The following is a 24,821-nucleotide window of genomic DNA, read 5'->3' as shown; positions in this document are numbered from 1 at the left end:
CTCCCGGACCGGATGCGCCGCGAATCCAAGCGACGCCGGCCGGCTCAGCCCGGCGTGGTGCCGATCGGCGCAGCCAAATGGGCCGCGCCGGCCAGCTCATTCCTCCGGGCGATTGAGGATGCCGACCACGATCTGATGGATCGCCGCGGCGTCGGCCGGGTCCTTGATCGTGGCCTTGGCGCCGGTGACCACGTACCACTCCTCGGCTTCCTGGTACTGCACCCGCACGACCACGTCGTTGCCGCTGACCTCGGTCTTCAGCGTCAGATCGCCGGTGACCACGCCGACCTCGTCGGTCATGACCCCGCCCTGGCCCGCCGTGATGTTGGTCGTGAGGGCCGGCGCAGCGGAGGTGTCGCCTTTATCGGATTTGTCGGTTTCCGAGTCGGTCGCCGTGGCCGCAGCGGTTGCGGCCGGCGAGGCGGTATCGGCGGCAGGGGGTGTGCCGGCCGCCTCGGCAGCGGGCCCGGCGGCACCAGGCCCGGCGCTTTCGGCAGCAGCCGCAGCTTTGGCTGCGGCTGCCGAAGCGGTGGCAGCCGCGGCGGTGGCAGCCGCGGCGGTGGCAGCCGCGGCGGTGGCCGCCGCGGGCGCAGCAGCAGCTGCGGGCTCAACGGCTGCGGCGTCGGGGGCGGCCGGCCGGATGGACGCGGTCGGCTCGGTGGCGGCGGAGCCGGTGGGAGCGGGGTCGCTCATCAGCACTTCTCCAGCATGTCGGCGAGGGCGGACTTCTCCTTGGTGGTGACCGTCAGCTTGAACTTGGTCTTCACCGCGATCCAGTCTTCCGCATACGCGCACCACGCGCTGGTGTCGGTCGGCTTCCACGTCGACGGATCCTGGTCGCCCTTGGAGCGGTTGGACGACGCCGACACCGCGACCAACTGCGGATCGTCGAGGTCGTTGGCGAAGGCCTTGCGCTGATCGGTGGTCCACGCCGCGGCGCCGGACCGCCACGCGTTGGCCAGCGGCACCACGTGGTCGATGTCCACCGCGGTCGGCGAGGTGATCGTCTTGCCGTCGTAGACGCTCTTCCAGGTGCCGGCCACCACGTTGCAGCCGGAGAATTTCACCTTGGTGCCGTCCCGCTTGAGCACCGAATCGCGGGTGTCGCAGTTGCTGCCGGTGCTGCTCCAGTGCGGGAACTTCTCCCGGCTGTAGCCCGTCATCTTGCCGGCCACGGCCACCTTGAGCTTGGCGAGCTCCGCGGAAGCATTGCCGGCCGAGCCGGACCCGGACCCGGAGCCGGGCGCAGCGGTGGTGGCGGTTTCGGTGGGGAACGGGCCGACATCGATCTTGACCTGGTCGCACGCGGTGGTGGCGAGGGTCAGGGCGGCGGCGGCAAGGAACAGGGTCCATCGAGGAGCATGAGGGGGCACGCCCTCAGACTAAAGCCGATGTGCCCGATGTGCCCGAGTCGATCACCCGTGGGTGGATCATCCCGCGCGCCGGTGAGCGACGCGCGGGATGGTCCGAAAAATCAGCGAGCGCGGTTGATGGCGCTGGTCACGGCCTTGATCGAGGCGCTCACGATGTTCGCGTCGATGCCGACGCCCCACACCGTACGGTCGCCGACCTCGACCTCGACATACGCCGCGGCCTGAGCGTCGCCACCCGCGGTCATCGCGTGCTCCTGGTAATCCAGCACCCGGGCCTGGACCCCCAGCGGGGCCACCGCCTGCACGAACGCGTCGATCGGGCCGTTGCCGACACCGAGCAGCGGACGGCGTACGCCGCGGTGGAAGACCTCCAGGTCGATCTCGACCTTGCCGTCCACGGTGGCCGTGCTGTAGCCCTCGATCTTGAAGGCGGCAGCGATCTGGTGCTCGATCAGGTACTCGCCGGCGAAGATGTCCCACATCTGCTGCGGGGAGACCTCGCCGCCCTCCTCGTCGGTGTGGTGCTGCACCACTCCGGAGAACTCGATCTGCAGACGTCGCGGCAGGTCGAGCTTGTGCTCCTCCTTCATGATGTACGCCACGCCGCCCTTGCCGGACTGCGAGTTGACCCGGATGACCGCCTCGTAGCTGCGACCCACGTCCTTCGGGTCGATCGGCAGGTAGGGCACGCCCCAGGTGAACTCGTCGACCGGCACGCCGGCCGCGTCCGCATCGGACTTCAGCCAGGCGAAGCCCTTGTTGATCGCATCCTGGTGCGACCCGGAGAACGACGTGTAGACCAGGTCGCCCACGTACGGGTGACGCTCGTGCACCGGCAGCTGGTTGCAGTACTCGACGGTCCGTTTGATTTCGTCGATCTGCGTGAAGTTGATCATCGGGTCGATGCCCTGGGCGAACATGTTCAGGCCCAGCGTGACCAGGTCGACGTTGCCGGTGCGCTCGCCGTTGCCGAACAGGCAGCCCTCGATGCGGTCGGCGCCGGCCAGCAGGCCCAGCTCGGCGGCGGCCACCCCGGTGCCCCGGTCGTTGTGCGGGTGCAGCGACAGCACCACCGACTCGCGGCGGGGCAGGTGGCGGTGCATCCACTCGATCGAGTCGGCGTAGACGTTGGGGGTGGCCATCTCGACCGTGGCCGGCAGGTTGATGATCAGCGGCCGGGCCGGGGTCGGGTCGATCACGTCGATGACGGCCGAGCAGACCTCCAGCGCGTACTCCAGCTCGGTGCCCGTGTAGGACTCCGGCGAGTATTCGTAGAAGATCTCGGTGTCCGGCGTGTGGATCTCGGCGTACTTCTGGCAGAACCGCGCGCCGCTGGTGGCGATGTCGGTGATGCCGTCCTTGTCCAGCCCGAAGACCACCCGGCGCTGCAGCACCGACGTCGAGTTGTAGAAGTGCACGATCGCCCGCTTGGCGCCGCGCAGCGACTCGAAGGTGCGCTCGATCAGGTGCTCGCGGCACTGGGTCAGCACCTGGACGGTGACGTCGTCCGGGATCAGGTCCTGCTCGATCAGCTGGCGGATGAAGTCGTAGTCGGTCTGCGACGCCGCCGGGAAGCCGACCTCGATCTCCTTGTAGCCCATCTGCACCAGCAGCATGAACATGCGCTTCTTGCGCTCGGGGGACATCGGGTCGATCAGAGCTTGGTTGCCGTCCCGCAGGTCGACCGCGCACCAGCGAGGGGCGGTCTCGGTCACCTTGGTCGGCCACTGCCGATCCGGCAGGTCGATCTTGAACTGCTGCTGGTACGACGCGTACCGCTGGAAGGGCATCGCGCTGGACCGCTGCGTGGCAAAGGGATTGTCGGTGGACATGTGACTGCTCCAAACGGGAGACGAACCGAGCAGGCGGCGCGCGTCAACTCCGCGACGAGGTGCCGGCCTGGGATCAAGCCTCGTCGCGGCAGCGAAGGAGGAGCGTCTGCCACATGTCGAAAATCACCCTACGTGATCAGCTCGGACGTCGCTAATGCTACGCCCGGATCGTGGGAAGCCCGTGCTCAGGCCGGTGAGGCCACGGTCGATGGAAGCTCGACCGGCGGCGCCACCGCATCCTGGCCCATCGCCGGGCCGGGCGACTCGGGGCCGGGCAGCGGCACGGTCTTCGGGCCGGCCACCTGACTGACCAGCTTGAGCACGCCGAAACCGACCCGGGCCGCGGTCAGCACACCGTCGGCCGCGTAGCAGTAGATGCCGATGTCGACCGGCGCCTTGATCGAGGCCGCGATCGAGTCGATCGAGTAGCAGGTGCCCTGCGCGCCGGAGAGTGGCTGCACCTCGGTCACCGACAGCGCCGCCTGCCGGTCGCGGAAGACCGGCAGCCACTGCCGGAACAACCGCTCCACCTGCGGCGAGTTGTCCTTCGGCACCCGCTTGCCGGCCGCCGCGACCTTCACGCAGCTGGGGATGACCGGGTTGGACGCCGAGGCGACCGTGCACTGGTAGAGCCCGGCCGCGGTCGAGACGATCGAGACGTCGGTGGTGCTGCCGAGCATGGCGTCGCTCACATCGACCCGCCAGGTGCCGTCGGCGGCGATGGTGGCGACCACGTTGTGCTGCCGCCCGTCGCCGTCGTCGTCCAGCGTGTAGAGCGCGGCGTACGCCTTGTCCTGCGCCAGCGCGGCCTTGGCGGCCAGGTCGACCCGTGCCTGCGGAGCGGTGTCGTCGCCGGTCGGCGTGGCCGAGGCGGACGTGGTGGGCGCGGCCTCCGGGCTTCCGCCGCAGGCCGCGAGGCAGCCCAGCAACAGGGCGGCGGACAGCGACAGGAAGTGTGGGCGCACCGAGACATTCTCGCCTCTGCGGGCCGAACCGGTCGTTGTCGTGCACTGGCGTGTCGCCGGTTATAGGCCGAATCCTGGGATCGGCTGTCGGTCTCGCGCCGGGGCGCGGCTAATGTGGTGGCGATTGCCCTGACCGGGCGTTTGGCAGAAACCGAAGGAATGGTTACCCGTGGCACTGGTGGTGCAGAAGTACGGTGGCTCGTCCGTTGCCACCGCCGAGCGCATCAAGCGGGTGGCGGAGCGCATCGTGGCCGCCCGCAAGTCCGGCGACGACGTGGTGGTCGTCGTCTCGGCGATGGGTGACACCACCGATGAGCTGCTCGACCTGGCCAACCAGGTGAGCCCGCTGCCGCCCGGTCGTGAGCTCGACATGCTGCTGACCGCCGGCGAGCGCATCTCGATGGCGCTGCTCGCCATGGCGATCCACAACCTGGGTTACGAAGCCCGGTCCTACACCGGCTCGCAGGCCGGCGTGCTGACCACCTCGACGCACGGCAAGGCGCGGATCATCGATGTGACGCCCGGCCGGCTGCGCTCGGCGCTGGACGAGGGCGCGATCTGCATCGTGGCCGGCTTCCAGGGCGTCTCGCAGGACACCAAGGACATCACCACGCTGGGCCGCGGCGGTTCGGACACGACGGCGGTCGCCCTGGCGGCGGCGCTGCACGCCGACGTCTGCGAGATCTACACCGACGTCGACGGCGTCTTCACCGCCGACCCGCGGATCGTCCCGGACGCCAAGCACATCAAGCAGATCACCTACGAGGAGATGCTCGAGCTGGCGGCCGGTGGGGCGAAGGTGCTGATGTTGCGATGCGTGGAATACGCCCGCCGCTTCAAGGTGCCGATCCACGTACGCTCTTCGTACTCGAACAAAGAAGGCACGCTCGTCACCGGATCGATGGAGGACCCTGACGTGGAGCAAGCATTGATCACCGGGGTCGCGCACGAGCGGAGCGAAGCCAAGATCACGATCGTCGGGGTGCCCGACGAGCCGGGCGCAGCCGGTCGCATCTTCGAGACCGTGGCGCAGGCCGAGATCAACATCGACATGATCGTGCAGAACGTGTCGACCGAGGGCACCGGCCGCACCGACATCTCGTTCACGCTCCCCAAGGCCGACGGCGCCGTCGCGATGACCGCGCTCGACCGGATCAAGGAGCAGATCAAGTTCAAGAGCCTGCTCTTCGACGACCACGTCGGGAAGGTGTCGCTGATCGGCGCGGGCATGCGCTCGCACCCGGGCGTGGCCGCTTCCTTCTTCGCCTGCATCGGTGAGGCCGGCGTCAACATCGAGATGATCTCGACCTCGGAGATCCGGGTCTCGGTGGTCTGCCGCGACACCGACCTCGACACCGCGGTCCGGGCCGTGCACGACCAGTTCGAGCTGGGCGGCGGCGAGCAGGCGGTGGTGTACGCCGGCACCGGGCGGTAAGAGTCCCGATGGCGCAGCCCACGCTCGCCGTCGTCGGAGCCACCGGCTCCGTCGGTACCGTCATGCTCGAATTGCTCTCCTCCCGGCGCAACGTCTGGGGGGAGATCCGGCTGCTCGCCACCGCGCGTAGTGCCGGCAAGGAGCTGAGCTGCCGCGGTGAGCAGCTGACCGTGCGGGAGCTGACCCCGGAGGCGTTCGACGGCGTCGACGTGGCCATGTTCGACGTGCCCGACGACGTGTCGCGCGAGTGGGCGCCGATCGCGGCTGCCCGCGGCGTGACCGTGGTGGACAACTCGGCGGCCTTCCGGATGGACGCGGACGTGCCGCTGGTCGTGCCCGAGGTCAACAAGGAAGCGGTGCGCGACCGCCCGCGCAACATCGTCTCCAACGCCAACTGCACGGTGATGGCGATGATCATGGCGATCGCGCCGCTGCACCGCGAGTACGGCCTGCGCGAGCTGGTGCTCGCCTCCTACCAGGCCGCCTCGGGCGCGGGTCAGATCGGTGTGGACACCCTGCACGACCAGCTCAGCAAGGTGGCCGGCGACCGTTCGCTGGGCTCCCGGCCGGGCAACGTGCGGCAGGCGGTCGGCGACGATCTCGGCCCGTTCCCGGCGCCGCTCGCGCTCAACGTGGTGCCCTGGTCGGGCGTCCAGGAGCCGCTCGGCTGGTCGTCCGAGGAGCTCAAGCTGCGCAACGAGTCCCGCAAGATCCTCGGGCTGCCGGCCTTGAAGGTCTCCGCCACCTGCGTCCGGGTGCCGGTGGTGACCGGCCACTCGATAGCCGTACACGCGGTGTTCGGTTCTGAGGTCGACGCGGACGGTGCCCGTCAGGCGCTGCGTGGCGCCCCCGGGGTGATCCTGGTCGACGACCCGGAGGCCGGCGAGTTCCCGATGCCGATCGACGCGGTCGGCACCGATCCGTCCTGGGTGGGCCGCATCCGCCGGGCGATGGACGACCCGCGCGCGCTCGATCTCTTCGTGACCGGCGACAACATGCGCAAGGGTGCCGCGCTCAACACCGTGCAGATCGCCGAGCTGATCGCCGCGGAAATGAAATGACCGCCGCCACCGGTGTCGTCGAGGTCGTGATCACCGCCGCCGACCCGGAGTGGCTGGCCGGCTTCACCCGCCGCCTGGTCGAGGAGCGCCTCGCCGCCTGCGGGCAGCAGGTCGCGGCGATCCGCTCGATCTACCGCTGGGACGGCGCGGTGCAGGACGACCCCGAGGCCCGGGTCGCCCTGCACACCCGTGCGGAGCTGGTCGACAAGATCATCGAGCGGGCGAACGCCGAGCATCCGTACGACGTTCCGTGCGTACTGGCCATGCCGGTGGTGGCCGGAAACCCGGCGTACCTCGACTGGGTCTTCAAAGAGACCGGGAGTTAGCTGAGGTCTTCCCTGGTCAGCAGCGCCCGAAGGGTGATGCCCTCGGCCGCCAGGGCCGCGGAGCCGCCCTCCTGACGGTCGATCACGCACAGCGCGTGGTCCACGTGCGCACCCAGCTTGCGCAGGTCGCCGGTGGAGATGACCACCTGGCCGCCGGACGTGACGACGTCCTCGACCACCAGCACCCGGCGACCGGCCACCTCGGCACCCTCGGCCAGCCGGGCGGTGCCGTACTGCTTGGCCTGCTTGCGGATGAACGCGGTGGGCAGCTTGGCGTGCCGGGCCAGCGCCGTCACCACGGCGATGCCGCCCATCTCCAGCCCGGCCAGCACCTCGATGCCCTCGGGGATCAGCACGGCCATCCGCTCGGCCAGTTGGTCGAGCAGCTCCGGGTCGGCCTCGAACTGGTACTTGTCAAAATATTCGGTCGCGGTGCGGCCGGACCGCAGGACGAACTCACCGGTCAGCCGGCTGACGTCGCGGACCCGCCGGGCCAGGTCTTCAGAGGAAGTCACAAGGTCCAAGCCTGGCAGGCGGCCCGGGGACGGATGACAGCACCCCACACGCAACCACTCAGCAACCGACAAACCGTGCCGATCATAGGATCATGCAGAGCATCCCGCACCGTTGGTTCGGCGCCGGGCAGAGCAGCGCCGCGGACTCCGCGAAGGCCGGTGCCGAGGCCGTCGTGGAGGCGATCGGCGGCCGAGCGCCCAAGGCGGTCGTGGTCTTCTGCTCGGTGGCGCACGACCTGCGGGCGCTGCTCGCCGGGGTGCGGGCCGAGGCCGGCCCGGATGCGGCGATCGTCGGCTGCACCACCATGGGCGAGCTCGGCAACTCCGGGATGACCGTGGGCGGCGTCTCGGTGGCCGCGCTCGGCGGCGACGGCTTCACCGTGCACACCCGGGCGGCGCACATCAGCGAGTCCGATCCGCGCGCGGCCGGCGCCGCGGTCGCCGAGTCGCTGCGTGGCCTGCACGACGATCACAAGGTGCTGGTCCTGCTCTGCGACGGGCTGACCGGCCATCCGCACGACATCATCCGGGGCGCCTACTCGGGCATCGGCGCGACCGTTCCGCTGGTCGGCGGGTTCAGCGCGGACGACCGGAAGTTCGAGCAGACCTTCCAGTTCTACGGCGACGAGGTGCTGACCAACTCGGTGGTCGGGCTCGCGCTCGGCTCGGACGGGCCGGTCGGCATCGGCATCGCGCACGGCTGGCGCCGGATCGAACCGCCGATGATCGTCACCAAGAGCAAGGGCGCGCACATCTACCAGCTCGACGAGGAGCCGGCCCTGGACGTGCTGCTGCGGCGCAACAACTTCGAGGGCACGGCCGATGAGTTCTTCGACCGCGGCCGGCCGTTGCAGCCGCTCGGCCTGTCCCGGCGCAACGGCGAGGACATCCGGGTGATCCACGCCGGGGACGACGAGGAACGCTCGGTCTGGGGCACCGCCGACATCCCGCAGGGCGCGCAGGTCTGGCTGATGGAGGCGGACCGGCAGGCGCTGCTCGACGGCGCATCCTGGTCGTGCACCGAGGCACTCGCCCGGCTCGACGGCCTCGCCCCGCTCGGCGTGCTCGCCTTCGACTGCGCCGGCCGCCGGGCCGGCCTGGTCGAGGGCGGGATGGACGAGGAGATCGCGGTCATGCGGGAGGCTCTCCACGGCGCGCCGTTCGCCGGTTTCTACACCGGCGGAGAGGTCGCCCGGATCCGCGGCGCCAGCGGCCTCCATCACCTCACCCTCGTCACCTTGGCCCTGGCTTGAAGCGGATGAACTGGTCGACGCACCTGCTCACCGAGTTCTTCACCGCGGTCAACGCGGCCGAGAACGAGGAAACGGCGATCACCCATGCGGTCCAGCGGGCCGTCGAGATGGTCGAGGCCGAGGTGGGCGCGGTCGTGCGCGAGGGCAAGGTCCTGGGCGCGTACGGCTTCGGCCCGGCCGTCCCGGAAGCCCGCCTGCGCGCGGTGGCGGCCGGCGAGACCCTGCTCGACGTGATCGGCCGCGGTGAGCTCTACGCCGTGCCGTGCCCGCTGGGCGTGGAGCACGCGGACGCGCTGATCGTGGCCCGGCTGGACGAACCGTTCGGCCCCGAGGAAAGGCAGATGCTGCAGGGCATGGCCCAGGTGCTCGGCCTGGCGTTGCGCAGCATCCGGGTGCTGGCCGCCGAGCGGCACCTGCGCGCCGAGAAGGAACGGCAGGCGACCAGCGCGCAGACCCGGCAGCGGCTGGTCGAGTCGCTGCTGACCATCCAGCGGGCGATCTCGGCCCGGCGGCCGCTGCCGGAGATCCTGGACGCGGTGACCAGTGGCGCGGCCGAACTGCTCGACGGTGCCACGGTGGCGCTGCTGCTCGCCGAGGGCGGCCAGGACCGCCGGCTGAGCGTCGCGTCGACCTGCGGCGGCACCGACGGCGAGCCGGCCCACGAGTCGGCGGCGCGGGCCGCGATGGCGGCCGGCTCGGTGCTGATCCGGCCCGACTCGACCGGCACCGCGATCGCCGCTCCGGTGCGGGTGACCGGTGAGATGGCCGGCTGCCTGGTCGCGCACCTGCCCGGCGGCACCGAGCAGCACACCGAGCAGCGTGATCAGCTGGCCGCGTTCGCCCAGCAGGTGAGCCTGGCGCTGACCGACGCGCGGACCGTCGAGGCGGTCCGCGAGGCCCACCACGACCCGGTCACCGGCCTGCCGAACCGGGCGCTCTTCCTCAAGATCCTCAACCGGGTGCTGGCGTCCCGGGGCACCTCGACCGACCCGACCAGCGTGCTCTTCATCGACCTGGACCGGTTCAAGGCGGTCAACGACAGCCTCGGCCACGAAGCCGGCGATCAGCTGCTCGCGCTGGTCGCGCGGCGGCTGCGCGGTTGCGTACGGGCCAGCGACACCACCGCCCGGCTCGGCGGGGACGAGTTCGCCGCCCTGCTGCACGACTCCCCGCGCGAGGCCGCCACCATCGTCGGCGAGCGGGTCGTCTCCGCGATCAAGGAGCCGTTCCGGGTGGCCGGCCGGGAGATCTTCATCGGCGCCAGCGTCGGCATCGCCATCTCCCGGGAGGCCGTGGAGAAGCCCGAGTCGCTGCTGCACAACGCCGACGTCGCGATGTACCGGGCGAAGAAGGAGGGTCCGGGCCGGGTCCGGGTCTACGAGTCGTTCATGCACTCCGAGGCGCTCGACCACCTGAGTCTGCGCGGCGACCTGCAGCGAGCATTGCGCGAGGGCGAGTTCCGGTTGCAGTACCAGCCGCTGATCCGGCTGGGCGACGGCGGCCCGGCCGGCGTCGAGGCGCTGATCCGCTGGCACAGCCCGACCCGCGGGTTCGTCTCGCCGGTCGACTTCATCCCGATCGCCGAGGAGTTCGGGCTGATCGTCGACATCGGCCAGTGGGTGCTGGAGACCAGTGCCCAGCAGGTGGCGCGCTGGCGGCGGGAGTTCCCCGACCTCGGGCTGAACGTCAACGTCTCCGGGCATCAGCTGGTGCATCCCCGGTTCGCCGACAGCGTGATGCGGGCCCTGGCCATCGCCGGCCTGCCGTCGAGTGCGGTGACGCTGGAGCTGACCGAGTCGGTGCTGATGAGCGAGCCCGACCTGGGCAAGGCGGCCCTGCACACGCTGCGCGGCCTCGGCGTGCAGCTGTCCATCGACGATTTCGGTACGGGCTATTCGTCGCTCGCCTACCTGCGCGAATTGCCGGTCGACGAGCTGAAGATCGACCGGGCATTCATCGCGCGGGCCGAGTTGACCGGCGAGGACCTGGCGCTGGTGCGGACGATCGTCGAGCTGGCGCAGATCCTCGGCCTGCGCACGGTGGCCGAGGGGATCGAGAACGCCGCGCAGCTGCAGGCGTTGCGCGGGCTGGGTTGCGCCTACGGCCAGGGCTACCACCTGTGCCGCCCGACCGACCCCGAGGAACTGCCCGCGCGCCTGCTCACGCAGCTCGTCGAAGATCGAGTCACCCGTCCGCGTACTTGATCTCCGCGCTACAACATGGAAGATCCTTTTGGGGTACTTTTCGCCTAATTGGTGCTAATAACTCGGAAGGAACATTTCCGTGACACCCTTCGCATTGTTCTTCCTGATCGCACTCGCCGGTTCCTCGTGCTTCGCCCTCGGCCGAGCTCTCGGCCGAGGCGAGCGCTACGAGAAGGGTTACCGGGAAGGCTTCCGCGACGGCGAGACCGGCTCTCTCGCCCGCGCCGCCCGGCTCATCCAGCTCAACGGCCGCCCGGCGATCGCCCCCGCAGTCGAGACCATGCTCGGCCCGTACGCGGTGCCGCAGCAGCAACTCCCCGGCCGAAGCGTCGGCCCAGCGGTGACCACCGTCCCGGTGCGACCGCAGCTGGCGCTCTGAAGCCCACATTCAACGACCCGGGGTGTACGGCGTAAAGCCGTCCCCCGGGTCTTCTGCTTTTCAGGAAAGCGCGTGCAGCACCACACCGACCACGGTGCAGCCGGCCGCAACGTTGATCGCCATCGTGCCGAGCCGCTCACCGCGCCGTTCGGCCAGAAAGCCCCAGGCAACAGCAATGACGCCGGTCGGAAAGAACAGCACAGCCACCGCAGCCAGCACAAACCCAACAATGCTGAGAACGTCGGTGGCTTCCTTCACCGCCGGCGCCGTTTCCACCAGCGCCATGGCTTCGGCCGGTTCGGGCTCCTCGACCTGGATGGCGGGGAACTCCAGCGTCTGCTGGTCGGCGAACGGATCCAGCGGCGGGGCGTGCTCCAGGACAGCAACGCCGCCACCGTCGTGTTCGAGCCCGAGCCGGGCGAGCCCGAACTCGACAAGCTCCAGGTCGGCGAGCGTCTCCGGTGAGGGAGGACCCGGCATCGGACTGCCAAATGGCGGCCAGTCCGGCGGCACGTCGAGCGTGATCCCGGCGGGTGGTGGCGAGAGCGGAGCGTTGTCGAACGTGAGTCCGGCCGGTGGTGGCGAGATCGGGGAGTCGTCGACCGTGAACCAGGCGGCGGGCGGAGAAACCCGGGCGTCGTCGAACAGAATCCCGGCGGGGTTGAAGGGAAGCCCGCTGGGCGGCGGCGAGACCGGGACGAGATCGAGCGGCATCCCGGCCGGCGCCGGCGAGACCGGAACGTTCTCGGGCAAGAAGTCACTGAGCGGAACCTCGACCGAGAGGTCGCCGGGAGGCGCCTCCGCGACCGCGACGGCGCTGGGTGGGGCGTCCGCGACCGCGACGGCACTCGGCGGCGAGAAGATCGGGGCGGTGCCGAACGGAAGCCCACCGGACGGCCCGTACGGCCGCGGCGTGCCGAACACGCCCGGTGCCGGGGCATACATGGCATAGGCAGGCGCGGAGAACTCAAGCGGCACGAGATGCGGCTCGGCATGCAGATTCCGGGCCGCCTCCGGACCGGCCGCAAACACCTCCATACCGCAGGTGCCGCAGTACGCAGTCGGCCGCTCCAGGGGCGAACCACAGTTGGTGCAGTTCATCGGCTCTCCAGGGGTAGTCCTGGGAGCTAATCGGTTGCCGTTACCCACACTTGAGGGTGCGACCGCGATTCCCTACCAGTGATTGGCGTCGGCGACGGCCAGGTTGCCGTCGGCCATCTCCATGAAGGCGGCCAGGGCATGCGTCGAAGCGGGCGTGCGCGTCGACGCTGAAGGTGATCTGGTCGTTCGGAAAGGCGGGTGCGGCGGCGGTCAGCGCAGGCCGGCAGCCGCGAGCAGGGCGCCGTTACGGAGGTAACTGGACATCGCAGAACTGCTGTCCAGAGCGGGACGCATCCGGTCTTTTCGATCGATGCTGTGCCACTCCTGAACGGAGCTCAGCGCGGCCTGCTTTCGCGCGTGAGCCGGGTCTCGCCGACGCTGCGGTTGGGGACGGGGCGTGCGCGTACGATTCGGAATTTCTTGGTCTTGAAACACGTCAGGACCGGCTTCCTGAAGCGGAAGTCCGGTCCTGACGTGGCAAAACTCTTGGTCGGGGTGGCCGGATTTGAACCGACGGCCTCTTCGTCCCGAACGAAGCGCGCTACCAAGCTGCGCCACACCCCGAGCTGCCAGGAAATACTATCCGACGCCCGGCGCTCAGCGAAATCGGTATCCCCCTTGGGGTGAAACCGCAGGTCAGCGCGGTATCAACGTCAGCACCGAAGCCTCCGGGCGGCACGCGAAGCGGATCGGGGCGGTCGGGTGGGTGCCCAGGCCGGCCGAGACGTGCAGCCAGGCGTCGGAGCCCGGCCAGCGGTGCAGGCCCTTGGCCATTGAGTGCGGCAGGTCGCAGTTGGTGGTCAGCGCCCCGTAGAACGGCACGCACACCTGCCCGCCGTGCGTGTGGCCGGCGAGGAGCAGCGAGAAGCCGTCCGAAGCCATCGCGTCCAGCACCCGGGTGGCCGGCGTGTGGGTGACGCCGATGTGCAGGTCGGCACCGCCGGAGATGGGACCGGAGACGGAGTCGTAGTCGTCCCGCTCCACGTGTGGATCGTCCACCCCGACCAGCTCGATCGAACGCCCACCGGCCTTGATGACGGTGCGGGCGTTGTTCAGATCGGCCCACCCCGCGTCGGTGAAGGCGTCCCGCAGTTCCTCGGCCGGCAGGTCGACACCCTGCACGTACTCCCGCTCGAACGGCAGCACATACCGCAGCGGATTGCCCCACACCGGGCCGCGATAGTCATTGGACCCGAAGACGAACGCCCCCGGCACCGACAGGAACGGGTCGAGGGCCCGCAGTACCCCCGGCACCGACCCAGGGTCGGACATGTTGTCGCCGGTGACCACGACCAGGTCGGGGTCGGTGCCGCCGAGGGAGGCCACCCAGGCCTGCTTGCGCGCCTGCGACGGCATCATGTGCAGGTCGGAGATGTGCAGGATGCGCAGCGGTTCGGCATCCGGCTCCAGCACCGGCACATCGAAGCGGCGCAGCGTGAACATGTTCCGCTCGACGAGCGACGAATAGGCGAACGTGGCGGCCCCGGCCGCGACGACACCTGCGGCCAGGCCGATAAAGGGGCGCTTACGCATGACGGCAAGAGTAGTTTCTCCCCCCATGGGAACGTTGAAAGACCGCCTGAACGAGGATCTGCACACCGCCATGAAGTCCCGCGACGAGCTGACCACCGGCACGCTGCGGATGGCCTTGTCCGCGGTCCGCAACGCCGAGGTGGCCGGCAGCGAGGCACGTGCCCTCTCCGACGACGAGGTGCTGGCCGTGCTGACCAAGGAGGCGAAGAAGCGCCGCGAGGCAGCGACGGCCTTCGCCGACGCCGGGCGTTCGGAGCAGGCGGCGAAGGAGCAGTCCGAGGGCGAGATCATCGACCGCTACCTGCCGAAACAGCTCACTGACGCAGAGATCACCGAGCTGGTCGGCGGCGCACTGACGGCCGGCGGTTACACCGGAAAGGCCCAGATGGGCCCGGCCATGAAGGCCGCCCAGGCGGCAGTGGCGGGACGAGCGGAGGGCGGCCGAGTGGCAGCCGAGGTCCGTCGCCAGCTGGGAGCCTGATTCAGTACGCGCGTGAGCCGTCCCCAACCGCACCAGCGGCCGGACCCGGCTCACGCGCGTAGAGCAGGCAGCTCCGAACGAGGCCTACCTGAAACACAAGCAATTCGTAGCGAAGGGCCGCACGCGTAGTGTGGGCCATGGGTGTTGCTTCAGGCGAGGTCGAACTCGCCGTCCTTGACTCCGGCGATGAACTGTCGCCACTCGTCCCTTGTGTACTTCAATGGTCGTTGATCGAGATCTTTTGAATCCCTGATAGCGACCGAATCTTCCGTCATGCCGACCTGCACGCAGGTGGAATTGGTGCAATACGAAGAGGTCTTCCAGGAAAGTTCACGCAGCATCTGAACTTCGTTGTCCATCGATATTCTCCATGATGAGCCAGTCCACTCGAGCCGACGTCACAAGTCGCGGAGAATGCCTTCCAGGAAGTTTATCGTCTCTACTTTACTCAACGCTTTTTCCTGCAGTCCGGTGAACGTTTGAATGTAGCTCTTGACGTCATCCGGATCTTCCAGGAAGAGTGCCGAGTCGAGGAGGCCTTCGAGGTAAACCACGTCAGACATGTCGACTGCTGAGCTTGCGGGCATCGATTTGGCAAACTGCAGGATGTTGAAGCCGGTGATCAGGCCCTGATGTGCGCCCACGGCGAATGGGAGAACCTGAAGGTCCGTCTGGGGCCCGACCGCTATGAGTTTCCGGATCTGGTCGCGCATGACCTCGGGACTTCCGATCGGCCTACGCAAGGCCGATTCGTCGACCACGAACTTCAGCGCAGTCTCTTTTCCCAAGAACCGTTGCCGCGTAATGCGGACGTTCACGATGTTCTGAATGACATCGGGGTCGTCCGACCAAGCGCGGATCACGGCCGCGGCGTACTCCGGAGTTTGCAGTAGTCCTGGCAACGCTCCAATCTGGTAATCCAATATCGTCGCAGCGGAACCTTCGAGGCCGATGAATCGCTCGTGCGCCGGTGGAAGATTGAATTCAGTCCACCAGGCTGTCTGCCGGCTTTCCTCGGCGAGCTTCATGAGGTTCCTGCGCACGGCGGGATCGCGAACCTTGTAAAGGTCCATCAAATCCCGCACATCGCGCTGGGAAATGTTTCTTTGCGCAGACTCAATCCGGCTGATCTTCGATGGCGAGCAGAGCAGCTTCTCAGCTGCTTCTCGCACGCTGAGTTTCGCGTCAATTCGATGTTGGCGCAGTGCTGTCCCCAGTTGGCGGCGGCGAACCAGTGGCCCAGGATGACCGGGCATGATCGCAACCTCCTGGCTCAGCGACCGACGATGGCCACGGCTAGGTGTCAGCATGCCGCAAGCCACATGCTAGCTGTCTAGATGCCACGTGGCAAATGCCTTTGGCAAGACCATGTGGCAACCGACTCTGGCAATTGCCAAAACGATCAGTCATGATTAGGCTACGCGTAGTTACACGGAGTCTCCTTTTGTGGTCCAACGAGTGGATCTAGCCTAGCGCCCTACTGGAGACGAGAGTGAACACTCGCCAAGACCGAGAACAAAATCTTGGCGGGCCGATCGCCTGAGTCGCCGACCTCGAACACGCGCTACGCGCGCCCGCCAAGAACGCCGGGCTTCGGTACCGGCAATGGAGGCGGTCCGCCTGCCAGCGGACCGCCTCGTGTCGATTCGTCCCCATCCGCTGTGAACCAGAATAAGGATTCCGACATGTCAAACGTAGCGACGCAAGAGCAGTCTGAACAGGCCAAAGACAGTCAAGTACTCGCTACGACTCGAACAATCCTTGCGGCGGGTGCGCTTCTCGCTTCCGTTCCGCGTCGGTCTCTGACTCGAGTGAGGAGATCCGACACCAAAATTCTGCCGGCTGAGGGAGATCGCCCGGCCGATTCAGATCCTCGTGTTGACGCCAAGACAGATCCCGTCGACAAACCCTGGATCGCCGCAGGAACTCAGTCCTCTCCCGCCGGCCTGAGCGTCACGACTTCCGCGGCCGGTCACCAGCGACTGTGTGCGGACCAAGAGTGGCGTCGCGGAGGCACGGTGGTTGAGATAGAGCTGGAGATGGAGGGCGGGATCGCGGAGCGCGTCCATCTCAAGACTCGTTTCGTTGCAGCGGCCGGCAGCTCGCCTTTGGATAGCCCCGCGGCCGGTCAGGCTGGAGGCATCATCACACGCAACGAGTTAATACTGTTCGTGACGCTTATCGGTGGTGCCGTGGCGACCGCAATCGGCTGGTCCAGCGGCCCCACAATTGCTTTGCTCGTCGGCACTTTCACGGCTTTGGGTACGGCCGCGGCGCTGCACGAACTCCTCCCCAAGGGCTGGTAGGCAACTCACGGCCGTTTCATGATCGATAGTGGCGGTGAGTGACGATGCCCGCGTCGGCGTGGAAGGGATACACCGCGATCAGCGGCTGGGTCGCCGACGTCCCCGCCGACATCCTCAACAGCCTGTACCGGCGAGTCGAGGCCCGGCCCGCCGGGCGGCCGTCACGTTCGACGCTGTGGCGGGTCTGCACCGACACCGACGGCGACGTCCTGGACGTGGTGATCTCCGAGTGGACCACCGCCCAGCGCACCAGCACCAGCGAACAGACTCCCACCAGCAGTGATACACCGACACAGGTGCGCCTGGACGGCAAGACCGTCCGCGGTGCCATAGACGCCGACGGCGAGCAACTGCATCTGCTGTCCGCCCTGGCCGGTACGCCCGGCCCGGACCCGGCCGCCGTGATCATCGCCCAGGCGCCGACCGACGGCGCCAAGACCCGCGAACCAGAAACCGCCCGCGCTCTGCTGGAAACCCTCGATCTGCGTGAGGCGACCGTCACCGCCGACGCCCTGCACACCGTCAAAGCCACCGCCGACCTCATCCACCAGCAAGGCGGCCACTTCGTGCTGCCGGTCAAAGAGAACCGGGCAGCCCTGTTCAACGCCTTCGACGCCCTGCCCTGGGCTACCACCCCGATCGGTCACGAGAGCACCCAGACCGGCCACGGCCGCAGCACCCGCCGCACCATCCGAGTCCTTCCCGCACCACCCGGCCTACCGTTCCCGCACGTCAACCAGGTCTGGCTGATCGAACGCTACGTCACCGCCAGCGACGGCAAGCAATCCGCCGCGGCGCAACTGGGCGTCACCAGCCACCCTGCCGAGGCCGCCGGACCTGCCGAGATCGCCGCGTTCAACCGTGGCCAGTGGTCCATCGAAACCCTGCACTTCATCCGCGATACCTGCTACCGCGAGGACAACTCCCGAATCCGCACCCGCTCGGGACCACGCGTACTGGCCTCCCTCAGAAACCTCGCGATCAACGCCCTACGCCTGGCCGGCCGCACCGACATCACCGAAGCCACCCGCTGGGCCAACCGCAACATGACCAGGCCATTCACCATCCTCGGACTCACCGGATGATGTTGAAACGGCCGTGGTAGGCAACTTGGGGCCGCATCGTGGAGACCACAAGAAGGGCGGGGCCGCAGCGGCCCCGCCCTTCTTATGCGTCGGTCAGCGTCTTGGTCTTGTTGGGGTGACGGTTGGCTGGCCTGGCTGGCCCGGCTGTGGGGGCTGGTTCTGCTTTCCGTTGCTCTTCTGGATGATGACCACGCCGCCCTTGATGGTGCGGCCGCTCGGGTCGGTGCCTGCCGCGGTGCCGGCGGGGCAGGATGAATCGACCTCGCCGCCTACGGACACCTCGAAGCCGGCGCCCTCTAAGCGGTTTCGGGCGCTGTCGATCGAGTCGCAGGTTACGTCGGGGATCGAGCGCTGGTCGCCTACCGCGATCTTCTTGTTTTCCGGCGTCTTGAACTGGACCTTCGGCTTGCCGTCCATGAAGTCGCCCAGCGTGTTCCAGACCGCGGGGTTCACGATGCCGTGGGACATGCGGTCGGAGTGGTCCTGGTAGTCGGGGTTTACCAAGTAGCCCGCTACCACCAGCGACGTGGTGCCGGCGATCAGCGCCGCCGTCTTGTCGTTGTCGGTGGTGCCGGTCTTGCCGAACACCGGGTGCTTCACCTCGCCGTGCGTCTGGCCGGCCGTCGTGCCGTGGCACTGGCCCAGCTGGGCCGAGTCGCCTACCGGGCAGCGGGCCGCGTCCAAGGCGGCTCGGGCCACGTCCTTGCTTGTTGCCCGGATGCAGTGCGACTTTCCGATGTCCAGCTTCTCGCCCTCCTGGGTGGCGATCTGCTCGATCGGGGTGGGCTCGCAGTACATGCCGTCGCCGGCCAGCGTTGCGTACGCGTTGGCCATGTCCAGCGGGGTTGACGCCGAGACGCCCAGGGTGAAGGCGCCCCACTGGTTGGCCGAGACCGGGTCGTTGGCGAACGTGGCATCCGGGTACGAGACGCGGAACTGCACGCCGAAGCGCTTGGCCACGGCCACCACGTTCTCCGCGCCGACCCGCTCCTGCAGGGGCACGAAGTACGTGTTCACCGAGTTACCGAAGCCGGTCCACATGTTGTAGACGCCGGCCTCGCCCTCGCCCGCGTTGCCCGGACACCAGAAGTGCGTGCCGGGGCAGGCGGACGGGTTGCTGGAGTTGATGATGTAGCCCGATTTGTAGCGGACCGGGGCATTGATCGTGTAGCCCAGCGGGTAGCCCTTTTCCAGCGCGGCCACCATGGTGAACATCTTGAACACCGAGCCGGCCTGGTAGCCGGTGATGTCGCCGCCGCCGCTGAGCAACGGGTTCGTCGTGTTCGGGTAGGTGCCGCGGACGCCCTTCTTCGCCTTTTTCGGGTCGGAGGAGAGCTTGTTCTGCGGGTTGGCCGAGTCGTCCAGCTTGTAGCGGCGGTTGGCGGCCAGCGCGCGGACCTTGCCGTCGCCCGGCTCGACCGCGGCGACCAGCAGCGCGTTCTTGTCCTTGTCCGAGATCTTGTCGTTGATGTTCTTACGGGCCGCGTCCTGGGCTTTGATGTCCATCGTCGTGGTGATGCGGTAGCCGCCGCTCTTGAGGCGACGCTCCCGGTCGTACGCCGTCTCGCCGAACTCCTCGCGCCCCATCCACCAGCGGTAGAAGTAGTCGCAGAAGAAGCCCCAGGCGTTCTTGGCGACCGACACGCAGCCGTTGCCGATCGGCTTGACCTGGCGCGGGATGGGTTCCTTCATCGCCTTGTCGGCCTCGGCCTGGGTGATGACGCCCATCTCGACCATGCCGGGGATGACGTAGTTGTTGCGGCGCTGGAGGATCTGGTCGTAACCCTCGGTGCTGGTCGGGTTGAAGCTGGTCGGCGCCTTGACCATGCCGGCGAGCATGGACGCCTGGCCGATCGTGAGGTCCTTGGGCTTCTTGTTGAAGTAGATCTGGCTGGCCGCGAAGACGCCGTACGCCTGGTTGCCGAAGGGCGCGATGTTCAGGTAGCGCTCGACGATCTGGTCCTTCGAGAGCTCCTTCTCCACCTGGATCGCGTACTTCATCTCGGTGATCTTGCGTTTGGGCGTGTCCTTGGTGGCGTCGACGACCTCCTGCGGGTTGGTCGCCGAGTAGGCCAGCGACATCCGTACCCACTGCATGGTGATCGTCGAGGCGCCCTGCTTGGACTTGCCGTTGTTGTTGCTGACCATCGCGCGGGCGACGCCTTTGAGGTCGACGCCGTTGTGGTGGTAGAACTCCCGGTCCTCGGCCGCGATGATCGCCGCGGGCATGTACTTCGACATGTCCTTCAGCGGGACGTCGCTGCGGAACTCGTCGTAGAACTGCGCGATCTGCGTCTTGTTGTCGGACGCATAGATGCGGGTGATCTGCGGGGAGCTGAAGTCTTTGAGCTCACTGGGCAGGCTCGAGAACGTCTGTCCGCCGGCCTTGGCGGCCAGGCCGGACATGGCGGCGGCCGGGAAGGCGGCGGCCGCAACAACGACGCCGGCGAGTAAACCGCAGATCAGCAACGACGTCGCGTTAGCGAAGATGTTGTGATCGCGTCTGCGCATCCAGGAGGTCACCTGAGCAGGGTACGCGAAGGCGGCACGGGGTCGCCCTTCGAGAACCTCATGCTTCGCCCAGAAAGATTGTGCCTCGTCAGGGCCGGTTCGGGCCGGTGTTTCGGGAGATCTCCGCCGCCGTCTTTGCGCAGAAGGCCAGGTAAGACCGGTAGGCCCGGCCTGTACGTATTTGAGGGACAACGTTGCGTAATCGACTGACTACAGAGCATGATGGTCCGGCGAGCTATCGCACGACGTCTGCGCTGCTTGGGGGGACATAAGCACGCCGACGTCAGGGGGTGAACGCAAGGGGGGACGTGTACAGATGGGGATGATCAGCGACTGGCCGAGCATGGCGGCATGTCAGAGTGGCGACCCTGACGCGCTGTTCGTGCAGGGCGCCGAGCAGAACGTGGCGAAGAGGATTTGCCGCAGCTGCCCGGTCCGCTACGAGTGCCTCGCCGATGCCCTGGACAACCGGATCGAGTTCGGCGTCTGGGGCGGTATGACCGAACGGGAGCGGCGAGCACTGCTGCGCCGCCACCCGCACGTGGCGAGCTGGCGGAAGATGTTCGAGGCCGCCCTGCGGGAGAAGAACGCCGACAAGGTGCTCGTCCCGACCCGCTGAGCTCAACCGGCAAGCAACGCGCCGATCGTCCGTAGCCCGTCGACATCGTGAACGTCGGCGGGCTGCGCCGTCACCGCCACCGATGCGACCGCGGGGAACGCGTCGGTGAAGTCCCTGGCCACGCGTGCCTCCCGCTCGGTCTGCCGCACCAGCGCGGCGTGCACACGCAGCGCATCCGCCGTGATCGCCTGGTCGCCGGCCGCCGTCAAGGCGTCCGCGGCGACCTCGCTCTCCTCCGCGGACAGCGAACCGGCCGCCGAGTCGTGCATCCGGTTGAGGACCAGGCCGGCCAGCGGCATCCGCTCGGCCACCAGGCGCTCCGCGAAATACGCGGCCTCCCGGACGGCATCCCGCTCCGGGGCCGCCACCAGCAGGAACGAGGTCTGCGGGTCCTGCAGGATCCGGTACGTCTCGTCGGCCCGGTGCCGGAAACCGCCGAACATCGAGTCGAGCGCCGCCACGAAACCCGACAGATCGGTCAGCAGCTGCGCGCCCAGGATCTTCTGCACCGCCCGGGAGAACAGCCCGAACGACGCGGTGACCAGGCTGAACATGCTCTTTCCGGCGCGCGACGGGGCGAGCAGCATGCGCAGCATCCGGCCGTCGAGGAAGCGGGACAGCCGGGCCGGAGCGTCCAGGAAGTCGAGCGCCGACCGGGACGGCGGGGTGTCCACCACGATCAGGTCCCACTCGTCGGTGGCCCGGAGCTGGCCCAGCTTCTCCATCGCCATGTACTCCTGGGTGCCGGCGAAGGTCGAGCTCATGGCCTGGTAGAACGGGTTCGCGAAGATCTCGGCGGCACGCTGCGGCGTGGTGTGCTGCTGCACCACCTCGTCGAAGGTGCGCTTCATGTCGAGCATCATCGCGTGCAGCTCGCCGCCGCTCGCCACGTCGATGCCCTTGACCTGGCGGGGAGTGTTGTCCAGCTCGCTGAGCCCCATCGACTGGGCGAGCCGGCGGGCCGGGTCGATGGTCAGCACCACCGTGCGGCGCCCGTGCACCTCGGCCGAGCGCAGGCCGAGCGCGGCCGCGGTGGTCGTCTTGCCGACCCCACCGGCGCCGCAGCACACGATGATCCGGGTGGACGGGTCAGCGAGCAGACCGTCCACGTCGAGGCGGGGGGTGTCTTGCGTTAGGGGCACCCTTCGAGCGTACTGAGGCGTAACCGCCGCGGCCTGTAGATCGGGTCACGCCTGCATGAGCAACGCGGCCAGCTCGTCGAGCCCGGCGCGGTCGATGCCGGCCGGGAGCAGCGGCAGCTCGACCACCGGCCGACCGGCCTCGGCCAGCTCGGCGCGCAGCGATTCCTCCAGGTCACGCCGGGTCAGGTAGGCCTTCGCCTCGGTGGCCAGGCCGTTGACCGTGGCCGCGTCGGTCGGCAACCCGGCTTCGGCCAGGCCGCGCTTGAGCTCGGCCTTGGTCACCTTGCCCGCGGTGAGCAGCGCCGGGCGCGCATTGTTCACGATGATCCGGCCGACCGAGATGTTCAGCGCCTGGAGCTCGGCGATCGCGTCCAGGGTCTCCTGCACCGGCATCTCCTCGAGCAGGGTGACCACGTGCACCGAGGTGATCGGCGAGCGCAGCAGCGAGGCCACCCCGTCGCTCTGCGTCTTGATCGGGCCCATCTTGGCCAGCTTCGCCGTCTCGGCGGTGACGTTGAGGAACCGGCCGATCCGGCCGGTGGGCGGGGCGTCCAGCACCACGGCGTCGTAGATCCGCCTGCCGTCCTGCGAGCGGGTGGTCGCCTCCTTCACCTTGCCGGTGAGCAGCACGTCGCGCAGGCCGGGGGCGATGGTGGTGGCGAAGTCGATGGCGCCCACCTTGCGCAGCGCCCGGCCGGCCGCGCCCAGGTGGTAGAACATGTCCAGGTATTCCAGGAGGGCCTCTTCCGGGTCGACGGCGAGCGCGCGCACGTCACCGCCGCCGGGCACCTGGGCGATCCGGAGCTCCTTGTAGGGCAGCGGCTCGACCTCGAAGAGCTGGGCGATGCCCTGCCGTCCCTCGACCTCGACCAGCAGGGTGTGGCGCCCGCTCGCGGCGAGGCCGAGCGCCAGCGCGGCGGCCACCGTGGTCTTGCCGGTGCCGCCCTTGCCGGTGACGACATGCAGCCGTGCCGGCCATCTGCTGTTGACGTGCTCACCCATGACACCCACGGTACGACGGTCGATCAGCCGGCTACTTCGCAGACCAGCCAGCCCGTCTTGCGGATCACCGTGAACTCGAGATCCTGCTTGGCCGTCTTCTCGTCGGCGGTGGTGAGCGTGAGCTGCACCGACACCACCGCACGGTCCTCGCCGGAGCTGGCCACGGTCGGGTCCTCCCACCGGTAGACCGGGTCCTGGTACCCGTCCGAATAGCTGCGGATCTCGGCCACCCGGTCGGTGAGCTTGGTCTTGTCGCGGGCCTCCCGGCAGACCAGGTCGTCGGCGGCGGCCGCGTCCTGCTGGGTGTAGACGGCGGTGAGGAAGCGGCTGACCGCGGTGGCCGGGTCGGCCGCGCCGGGGTTGTCGGCGTCGCGCAGCAGGAAGTAGGCGGAGACCGCGCCGCCGGCGCAGAGCATGACGGTGGCGGCGAGCGCGAGCGACACCCAGACCGCGCCGCGCTTTCCCTTCCTACCGCCGGCCACGACCGGGGTGGGCGGCATCTGCCAGGGCTGCTGCGGGCCGGACCAGATCGGCTCGGGCTCCGGCGCGGCGGGCTGGTGGTGCTCCCAGGCCGGGTGCTCGGGTGGCTGGGTGTGCCACTGGCCGGGCGCCTCGTGCTGGGCGTGCCACGGCGCGACCGCCGGAATCACCTGGGTGTGGTCGGCCGGGACGACCGGCATGGAGGTGTCGGTCGGCGCCTCGTCCGGGTATGTGCCCGGCGGCGGCCAGGACATCGCCGCCGGATCGGGCGGAGCATCGATGAAGTCCGAGCCTGAGTACGGGGCCCAGGCGTGCGGGGGCTCCGGCGCCGGGATCGGATCGGCCGGCGGGATGGGCTGCGGCGGCTCCGGATCGGGCGACGGCACGGGTGCGGGCTCCGGGTGTCCCGGCCAGCCGCCCTGCGCGTGCGTCATATCGCCCTCCGTGATCTCACTCGGTGTGACTCAGCCTAACCAAGCGGACCCCCGCGCGGGCCCTAAGCTGACCCGGTTACCCCGACGATTAGGGAGTTTGCCGGCGATGCAGAAGTGGGAGTACGTGACCGTGCCCCTGCTGGTCCACGCGACCAAGCAGATCCTCGACAACTGGGGAGAGGACGGCTGGGAGCTGGTTCAGGTCGTGCCCGGCCCGAACCCGGAGCAGTTGGTCGCCTACATGAAGCGGCCGAAGTCGTGACCGTTCCGATCAGCGGGGAGGGCGGCGTCGACGCGTACGCCCGGCTGACCGAGCTCGGTCTCACCCTGCCGCAGGTGGTGCCGCCGGTGGCGGCCTATCTGCCGGCGGTGCAATCGGGCAACCATGTGTACGTGTCCGGGCAGCTCCCGATGGTGGCGGGCAAGCTCGCGGCGACCGGCAAGGTCGGCGCCGAGGTGACCGCCGAGCAGGGCGCCGAGCTGGCCCGGATCTGCGCGCTGAACGCGCTCGCCGCGATCGAGTCGCTGGTCGGCCTGGGTGAGGTCGTCAAGATCGTCAAGGTGACCGGGTTCGTCGCGTCGGCGCCGGGCTTCACCGGCCAGCCGGCCGTGATCAATGGTGCCTCCCAGCTCTTCGGCGACGTTTTCGGCGAGCAGGGCACGCACGCCCGCAGTGCGGTCGGCGTGGCCGAATTGCCGCTCGGCGCCCCGGTCGAGGTCGAGGTCATCGCCGAAGTTCAATGAGGTCAGGCGGCCTGGTGATCAGGCTCAGCCGTTCCGGTCG

The 24,821-nt window shown here is 68.5% G+C and carries 25 protein-coding genes and 1 tRNA gene; 12 read left to right on the top strand and 14 right to left on the bottom strand.

Annotated features, from left to right (window positions below):
• Positions 1-96: 96 nt before the first annotated feature.
• The 4 genes from Adu01nite_RS48195 to Adu01nite_RS36030 all read right to left on the bottom strand — a co-directional run bounded on the left by Adu01nite_RS48195 (position 97) and on the right by Adu01nite_RS36030 (position 4,170).
• On the bottom strand, positions 97-693 hold the full coding sequence (locus Adu01nite_RS48195) for a hypothetical protein (protein ID WP_239132953.1): 597 nt from the start codon (positions 691-693) through the stop codon (positions 97-99).
• On the bottom strand, positions 693-1,373 hold the full coding sequence (locus tag Adu01nite_RS36040; RefSeq protein WP_239132952.1) for an HNH endonuclease family protein: 681 nt from the start codon (positions 1,371-1,373) through the stop codon (positions 693-695). The genes Adu01nite_RS48195 and Adu01nite_RS36040 overlap by 1 nt, the downstream gene beginning before the upstream one ends.
• 101 nt (positions 1,374-1,474) lie before the next feature.
• Positions 1,475-3,205 carry a 2-isopropylmalate synthase gene (gene leuA / locus Adu01nite_RS36035; RefSeq protein ID WP_203733779.1) on the bottom strand — a complete coding sequence of 577 codons (1,731 nt, stop codon included), beginning with the start codon at positions 3,203-3,205 and terminating at the stop codon, positions 1,475-1,477.
• Positions 3,206-3,390: 185 nt separating this feature from the next.
• Positions 3,391-4,170, bottom strand: a complete 780-nt coding sequence (locus Adu01nite_RS36030) for a hypothetical protein (protein WP_239132951.1) — start codon at positions 4,168-4,170, stop codon at positions 3,391-3,393.
• A gap of 169 nt (positions 4,171-4,339) precedes the next feature.
• Here Adu01nite_RS36030 and Adu01nite_RS36025 point away from each other — a divergent pair, with 169 nt between their 5' ends.
• The 3 genes from Adu01nite_RS36025 to cutA are packed head-to-tail and all read left to right on the top strand — an operon-like array spanning position 4,340 to position 6,992.
• Complete coding sequence (locus Adu01nite_RS36025) at positions 4,340-5,605, top strand: aspartate kinase (RefSeq protein ID WP_203733778.1); 1,266 nt, start codon at positions 4,340-4,342, stop codon at positions 5,603-5,605.
• An 8-nt stretch (positions 5,606-5,613) separates the two neighbouring features.
• Positions 5,614-6,666: an aspartate-semialdehyde dehydrogenase gene (locus Adu01nite_RS36020; RefSeq protein ID WP_203733777.1), complete on the top strand. Its 1,053-nt coding sequence runs from the start codon at positions 5,614-5,616 to the stop codon at positions 6,664-6,666.
• A complete protein-coding gene (gene cutA / locus Adu01nite_RS36015) occupies positions 6,663-6,992 on the top strand; it encodes a divalent-cation tolerance protein CutA (protein ID WP_203733776.1) in 330 nt (109 codons plus the stop codon). The genes Adu01nite_RS36020 and cutA overlap by 4 nt, the downstream gene beginning before the upstream one ends.
• On the opposite strand, the gene pyrE is transcribed toward cutA, so the two are convergent.
• A complete protein-coding gene (gene pyrE, locus Adu01nite_RS36010) occupies positions 6,989-7,507 on the bottom strand; it encodes an orotate phosphoribosyltransferase (RefSeq protein WP_203733775.1) in 519 nt (172 codons plus the stop codon). The genes cutA and pyrE overlap by 4 nt on opposite strands.
• A gap of 92 nt (positions 7,508-7,599) precedes the next feature.
• On the opposite strand from pyrE, the gene Adu01nite_RS36005 reads away from it, so the two are divergent.
• From Adu01nite_RS36005 to Adu01nite_RS35995, 3 genes are all read left to right on the top strand, one after another.
• Positions 7,600-8,760: an FIST signal transduction protein gene (locus Adu01nite_RS36005; RefSeq protein WP_203733774.1), complete on the top strand. Its 1,161-nt coding sequence runs from the start codon at positions 7,600-7,602 to the stop codon at positions 8,758-8,760.
• Positions 8,761-8,765: 5 nt separating this feature from the next.
• Positions 8,766-10,964, top strand: a complete 2,199-nt coding sequence (locus Adu01nite_RS36000) for a putative bifunctional diguanylate cyclase/phosphodiesterase (protein ID WP_203733773.1) — start codon at positions 8,766-8,768, stop codon at positions 10,962-10,964.
• 79 nt (positions 10,965-11,043) lie between these two features.
• On the top strand, positions 11,044-11,343 hold the full coding sequence (locus Adu01nite_RS35995; RefSeq protein WP_203733772.1) for a hypothetical protein: 300 nt from the start codon (positions 11,044-11,046) through the stop codon (positions 11,341-11,343).
• A 60-nt stretch (positions 11,344-11,403) separates the two neighbouring features.
• On the opposite strand, the gene Adu01nite_RS35990 is transcribed toward Adu01nite_RS35995, so the two are convergent.
• The 3 genes from Adu01nite_RS35990 to Adu01nite_RS35980 all read right to left on the bottom strand — a co-directional run bounded on the left by Adu01nite_RS35990 (position 11,404) and on the right by Adu01nite_RS35980 (position 13,977).
• Complete coding sequence (locus Adu01nite_RS35990) at positions 11,404-12,444, bottom strand: hypothetical protein (protein ID WP_203733771.1); 1,041 nt, start codon at positions 12,442-12,444, stop codon at positions 11,404-11,406.
• A 487-nt stretch (positions 12,445-12,931) separates the two neighbouring features.
• Positions 12,932-13,008 (bottom strand) — tRNA-Pro (locus Adu01nite_RS35985).
• Positions 13,009-13,080: 72 nt separating this feature from the next.
• The gene (locus Adu01nite_RS35980; RefSeq protein ID WP_203733770.1) at positions 13,081-13,977 is read right to left on the bottom strand and encodes a metallophosphoesterase; all 897 of its coding nucleotides are present in this window, start codon (positions 13,975-13,977) and stop codon (positions 13,081-13,083) included.
• Positions 13,978-14,002: 25 nt separating this feature from the next.
• Here Adu01nite_RS35980 and Adu01nite_RS35975 point away from each other — a divergent pair, with 25 nt between their 5' ends.
• Complete coding sequence (locus Adu01nite_RS35975) at positions 14,003-14,458, top strand: GatB/YqeY domain-containing protein (RefSeq protein WP_203733769.1); 456 nt, start codon at positions 14,003-14,005, stop codon at positions 14,456-14,458.
• Positions 14,459-14,607: 149 nt separating this feature from the next.
• Here Adu01nite_RS35975 and Adu01nite_RS35970 read toward each other — a convergent pair whose 3' ends face one another.
• The gene (locus Adu01nite_RS35970; protein ID WP_239132950.1) at positions 14,608-14,817 is read right to left on the bottom strand and encodes a DUF397 domain-containing protein; all 210 of its coding nucleotides are present in this window, start codon (positions 14,815-14,817) and stop codon (positions 14,608-14,610) included.
• A 39-nt stretch (positions 14,818-14,856) separates the two neighbouring features.
• On the bottom strand, positions 14,857-15,714 hold the full coding sequence (locus Adu01nite_RS35965) for a helix-turn-helix domain-containing protein (protein WP_203733768.1): 858 nt from the start codon (positions 15,712-15,714) through the stop codon (positions 14,857-14,859).
• Between the two features lie 762 nt (positions 15,715-16,476).
• Between Adu01nite_RS35965 and Adu01nite_RS35960 the strand changes: the two genes are divergently transcribed.
• Positions 16,477-16,764 carry a hypothetical protein gene (locus Adu01nite_RS35960; protein WP_203733767.1) on the top strand — a complete coding sequence of 96 codons (288 nt, stop codon included), beginning with the start codon at positions 16,477-16,479 and terminating at the stop codon, positions 16,762-16,764.
• A 44-nt stretch (positions 16,765-16,808) separates the two neighbouring features.
• Positions 16,809-17,849 carry an ISAs1 family transposase gene (locus Adu01nite_RS35955; RefSeq protein ID WP_239132973.1) on the top strand — a complete coding sequence of 347 codons (1,041 nt, stop codon included), beginning with the start codon at positions 16,809-16,811 and terminating at the stop codon, positions 17,847-17,849.
• 93 nt (positions 17,850-17,942) lie between these two features.
• Here Adu01nite_RS35955 and Adu01nite_RS35950 read toward each other — a convergent pair whose 3' ends face one another.
• A complete protein-coding gene (locus tag Adu01nite_RS35950; protein ID WP_203733765.1) occupies positions 17,943-20,360 on the bottom strand; it encodes a transglycosylase domain-containing protein in 2,418 nt (805 codons plus the stop codon).
• 316 nt (positions 20,361-20,676) lie between these two features.
• Here Adu01nite_RS35950 and Adu01nite_RS35945 point away from each other — a divergent pair, with 316 nt between their 5' ends.
• Positions 20,677-20,979, top strand: coding sequence for a WhiB family transcriptional regulator (locus Adu01nite_RS35945; RefSeq protein ID WP_203733764.1), 303 nt, complete (start codon positions 20,677-20,679; stop codon positions 20,977-20,979).
• A gap of 2 nt (positions 20,980-20,981) precedes the next feature.
• On the opposite strand, the gene bagB is transcribed toward Adu01nite_RS35945, so the two are convergent.
• Genes bagB through Adu01nite_RS35930 form a run of 3 tightly spaced genes read right to left on the bottom strand, consistent with a single transcriptional unit; the run spans position 20,982 to position 24,037 of the window.
• The gene (gene bagB, locus Adu01nite_RS35940; protein WP_203733763.1) at positions 20,982-22,121 is read right to left on the bottom strand and encodes an ArsA family ATPase; all 1,140 of its coding nucleotides are present in this window, start codon (positions 22,119-22,121) and stop codon (positions 20,982-20,984) included.
• A gap of 45 nt (positions 22,122-22,166) precedes the next feature.
• Positions 22,167-23,123, bottom strand: coding sequence for an ATPase BagA (gene bagA / locus Adu01nite_RS35935; RefSeq protein ID WP_203733762.1), 957 nt, complete (start codon positions 23,121-23,123; stop codon positions 22,167-22,169).
• 23 nt (positions 23,124-23,146) lie between these two features.
• Positions 23,147-24,037 carry an Rv0361 family membrane protein gene (locus Adu01nite_RS35930; protein WP_203733761.1) on the bottom strand — a complete coding sequence of 297 codons (891 nt, stop codon included), beginning with the start codon at positions 24,035-24,037 and terminating at the stop codon, positions 23,147-23,149.
• Positions 24,038-24,143: 106 nt separating this feature from the next.
• Between Adu01nite_RS35930 and sp36 the strand changes: the two genes are divergently transcribed.
• Both sp36 and Adu01nite_RS35920 read left to right on the top strand, forming a co-directional pair.
• Entirely contained in the window at positions 24,144-24,299 is a 156-nt protein-coding gene (gene sp36, locus Adu01nite_RS35925) for a Sp36 family protein (RefSeq protein WP_185038204.1), read from the top strand.
• Complete coding sequence (locus Adu01nite_RS35920) at positions 24,296-24,781, top strand: RidA family protein (RefSeq protein WP_203733760.1); 486 nt, start codon at positions 24,296-24,298, stop codon at positions 24,779-24,781. The genes sp36 and Adu01nite_RS35920 overlap by 4 nt, the downstream gene beginning before the upstream one ends.
• Positions 24,782-24,821 lie beyond the last annotated feature (40 nt).

Origin of the sequence: Paractinoplanes durhamensis (genome assembly GCF_016862175.1) — a bacterium.
GTDB lineage: Bacteria > Actinomycetota > Actinomycetes > Mycobacteriales > Micromonosporaceae > Actinoplanes > Actinoplanes durhamensis.
Note: the sequence above shows the minus strand (reverse complement) of the source record. Positions and strands in the feature narration are given on the sequence as shown.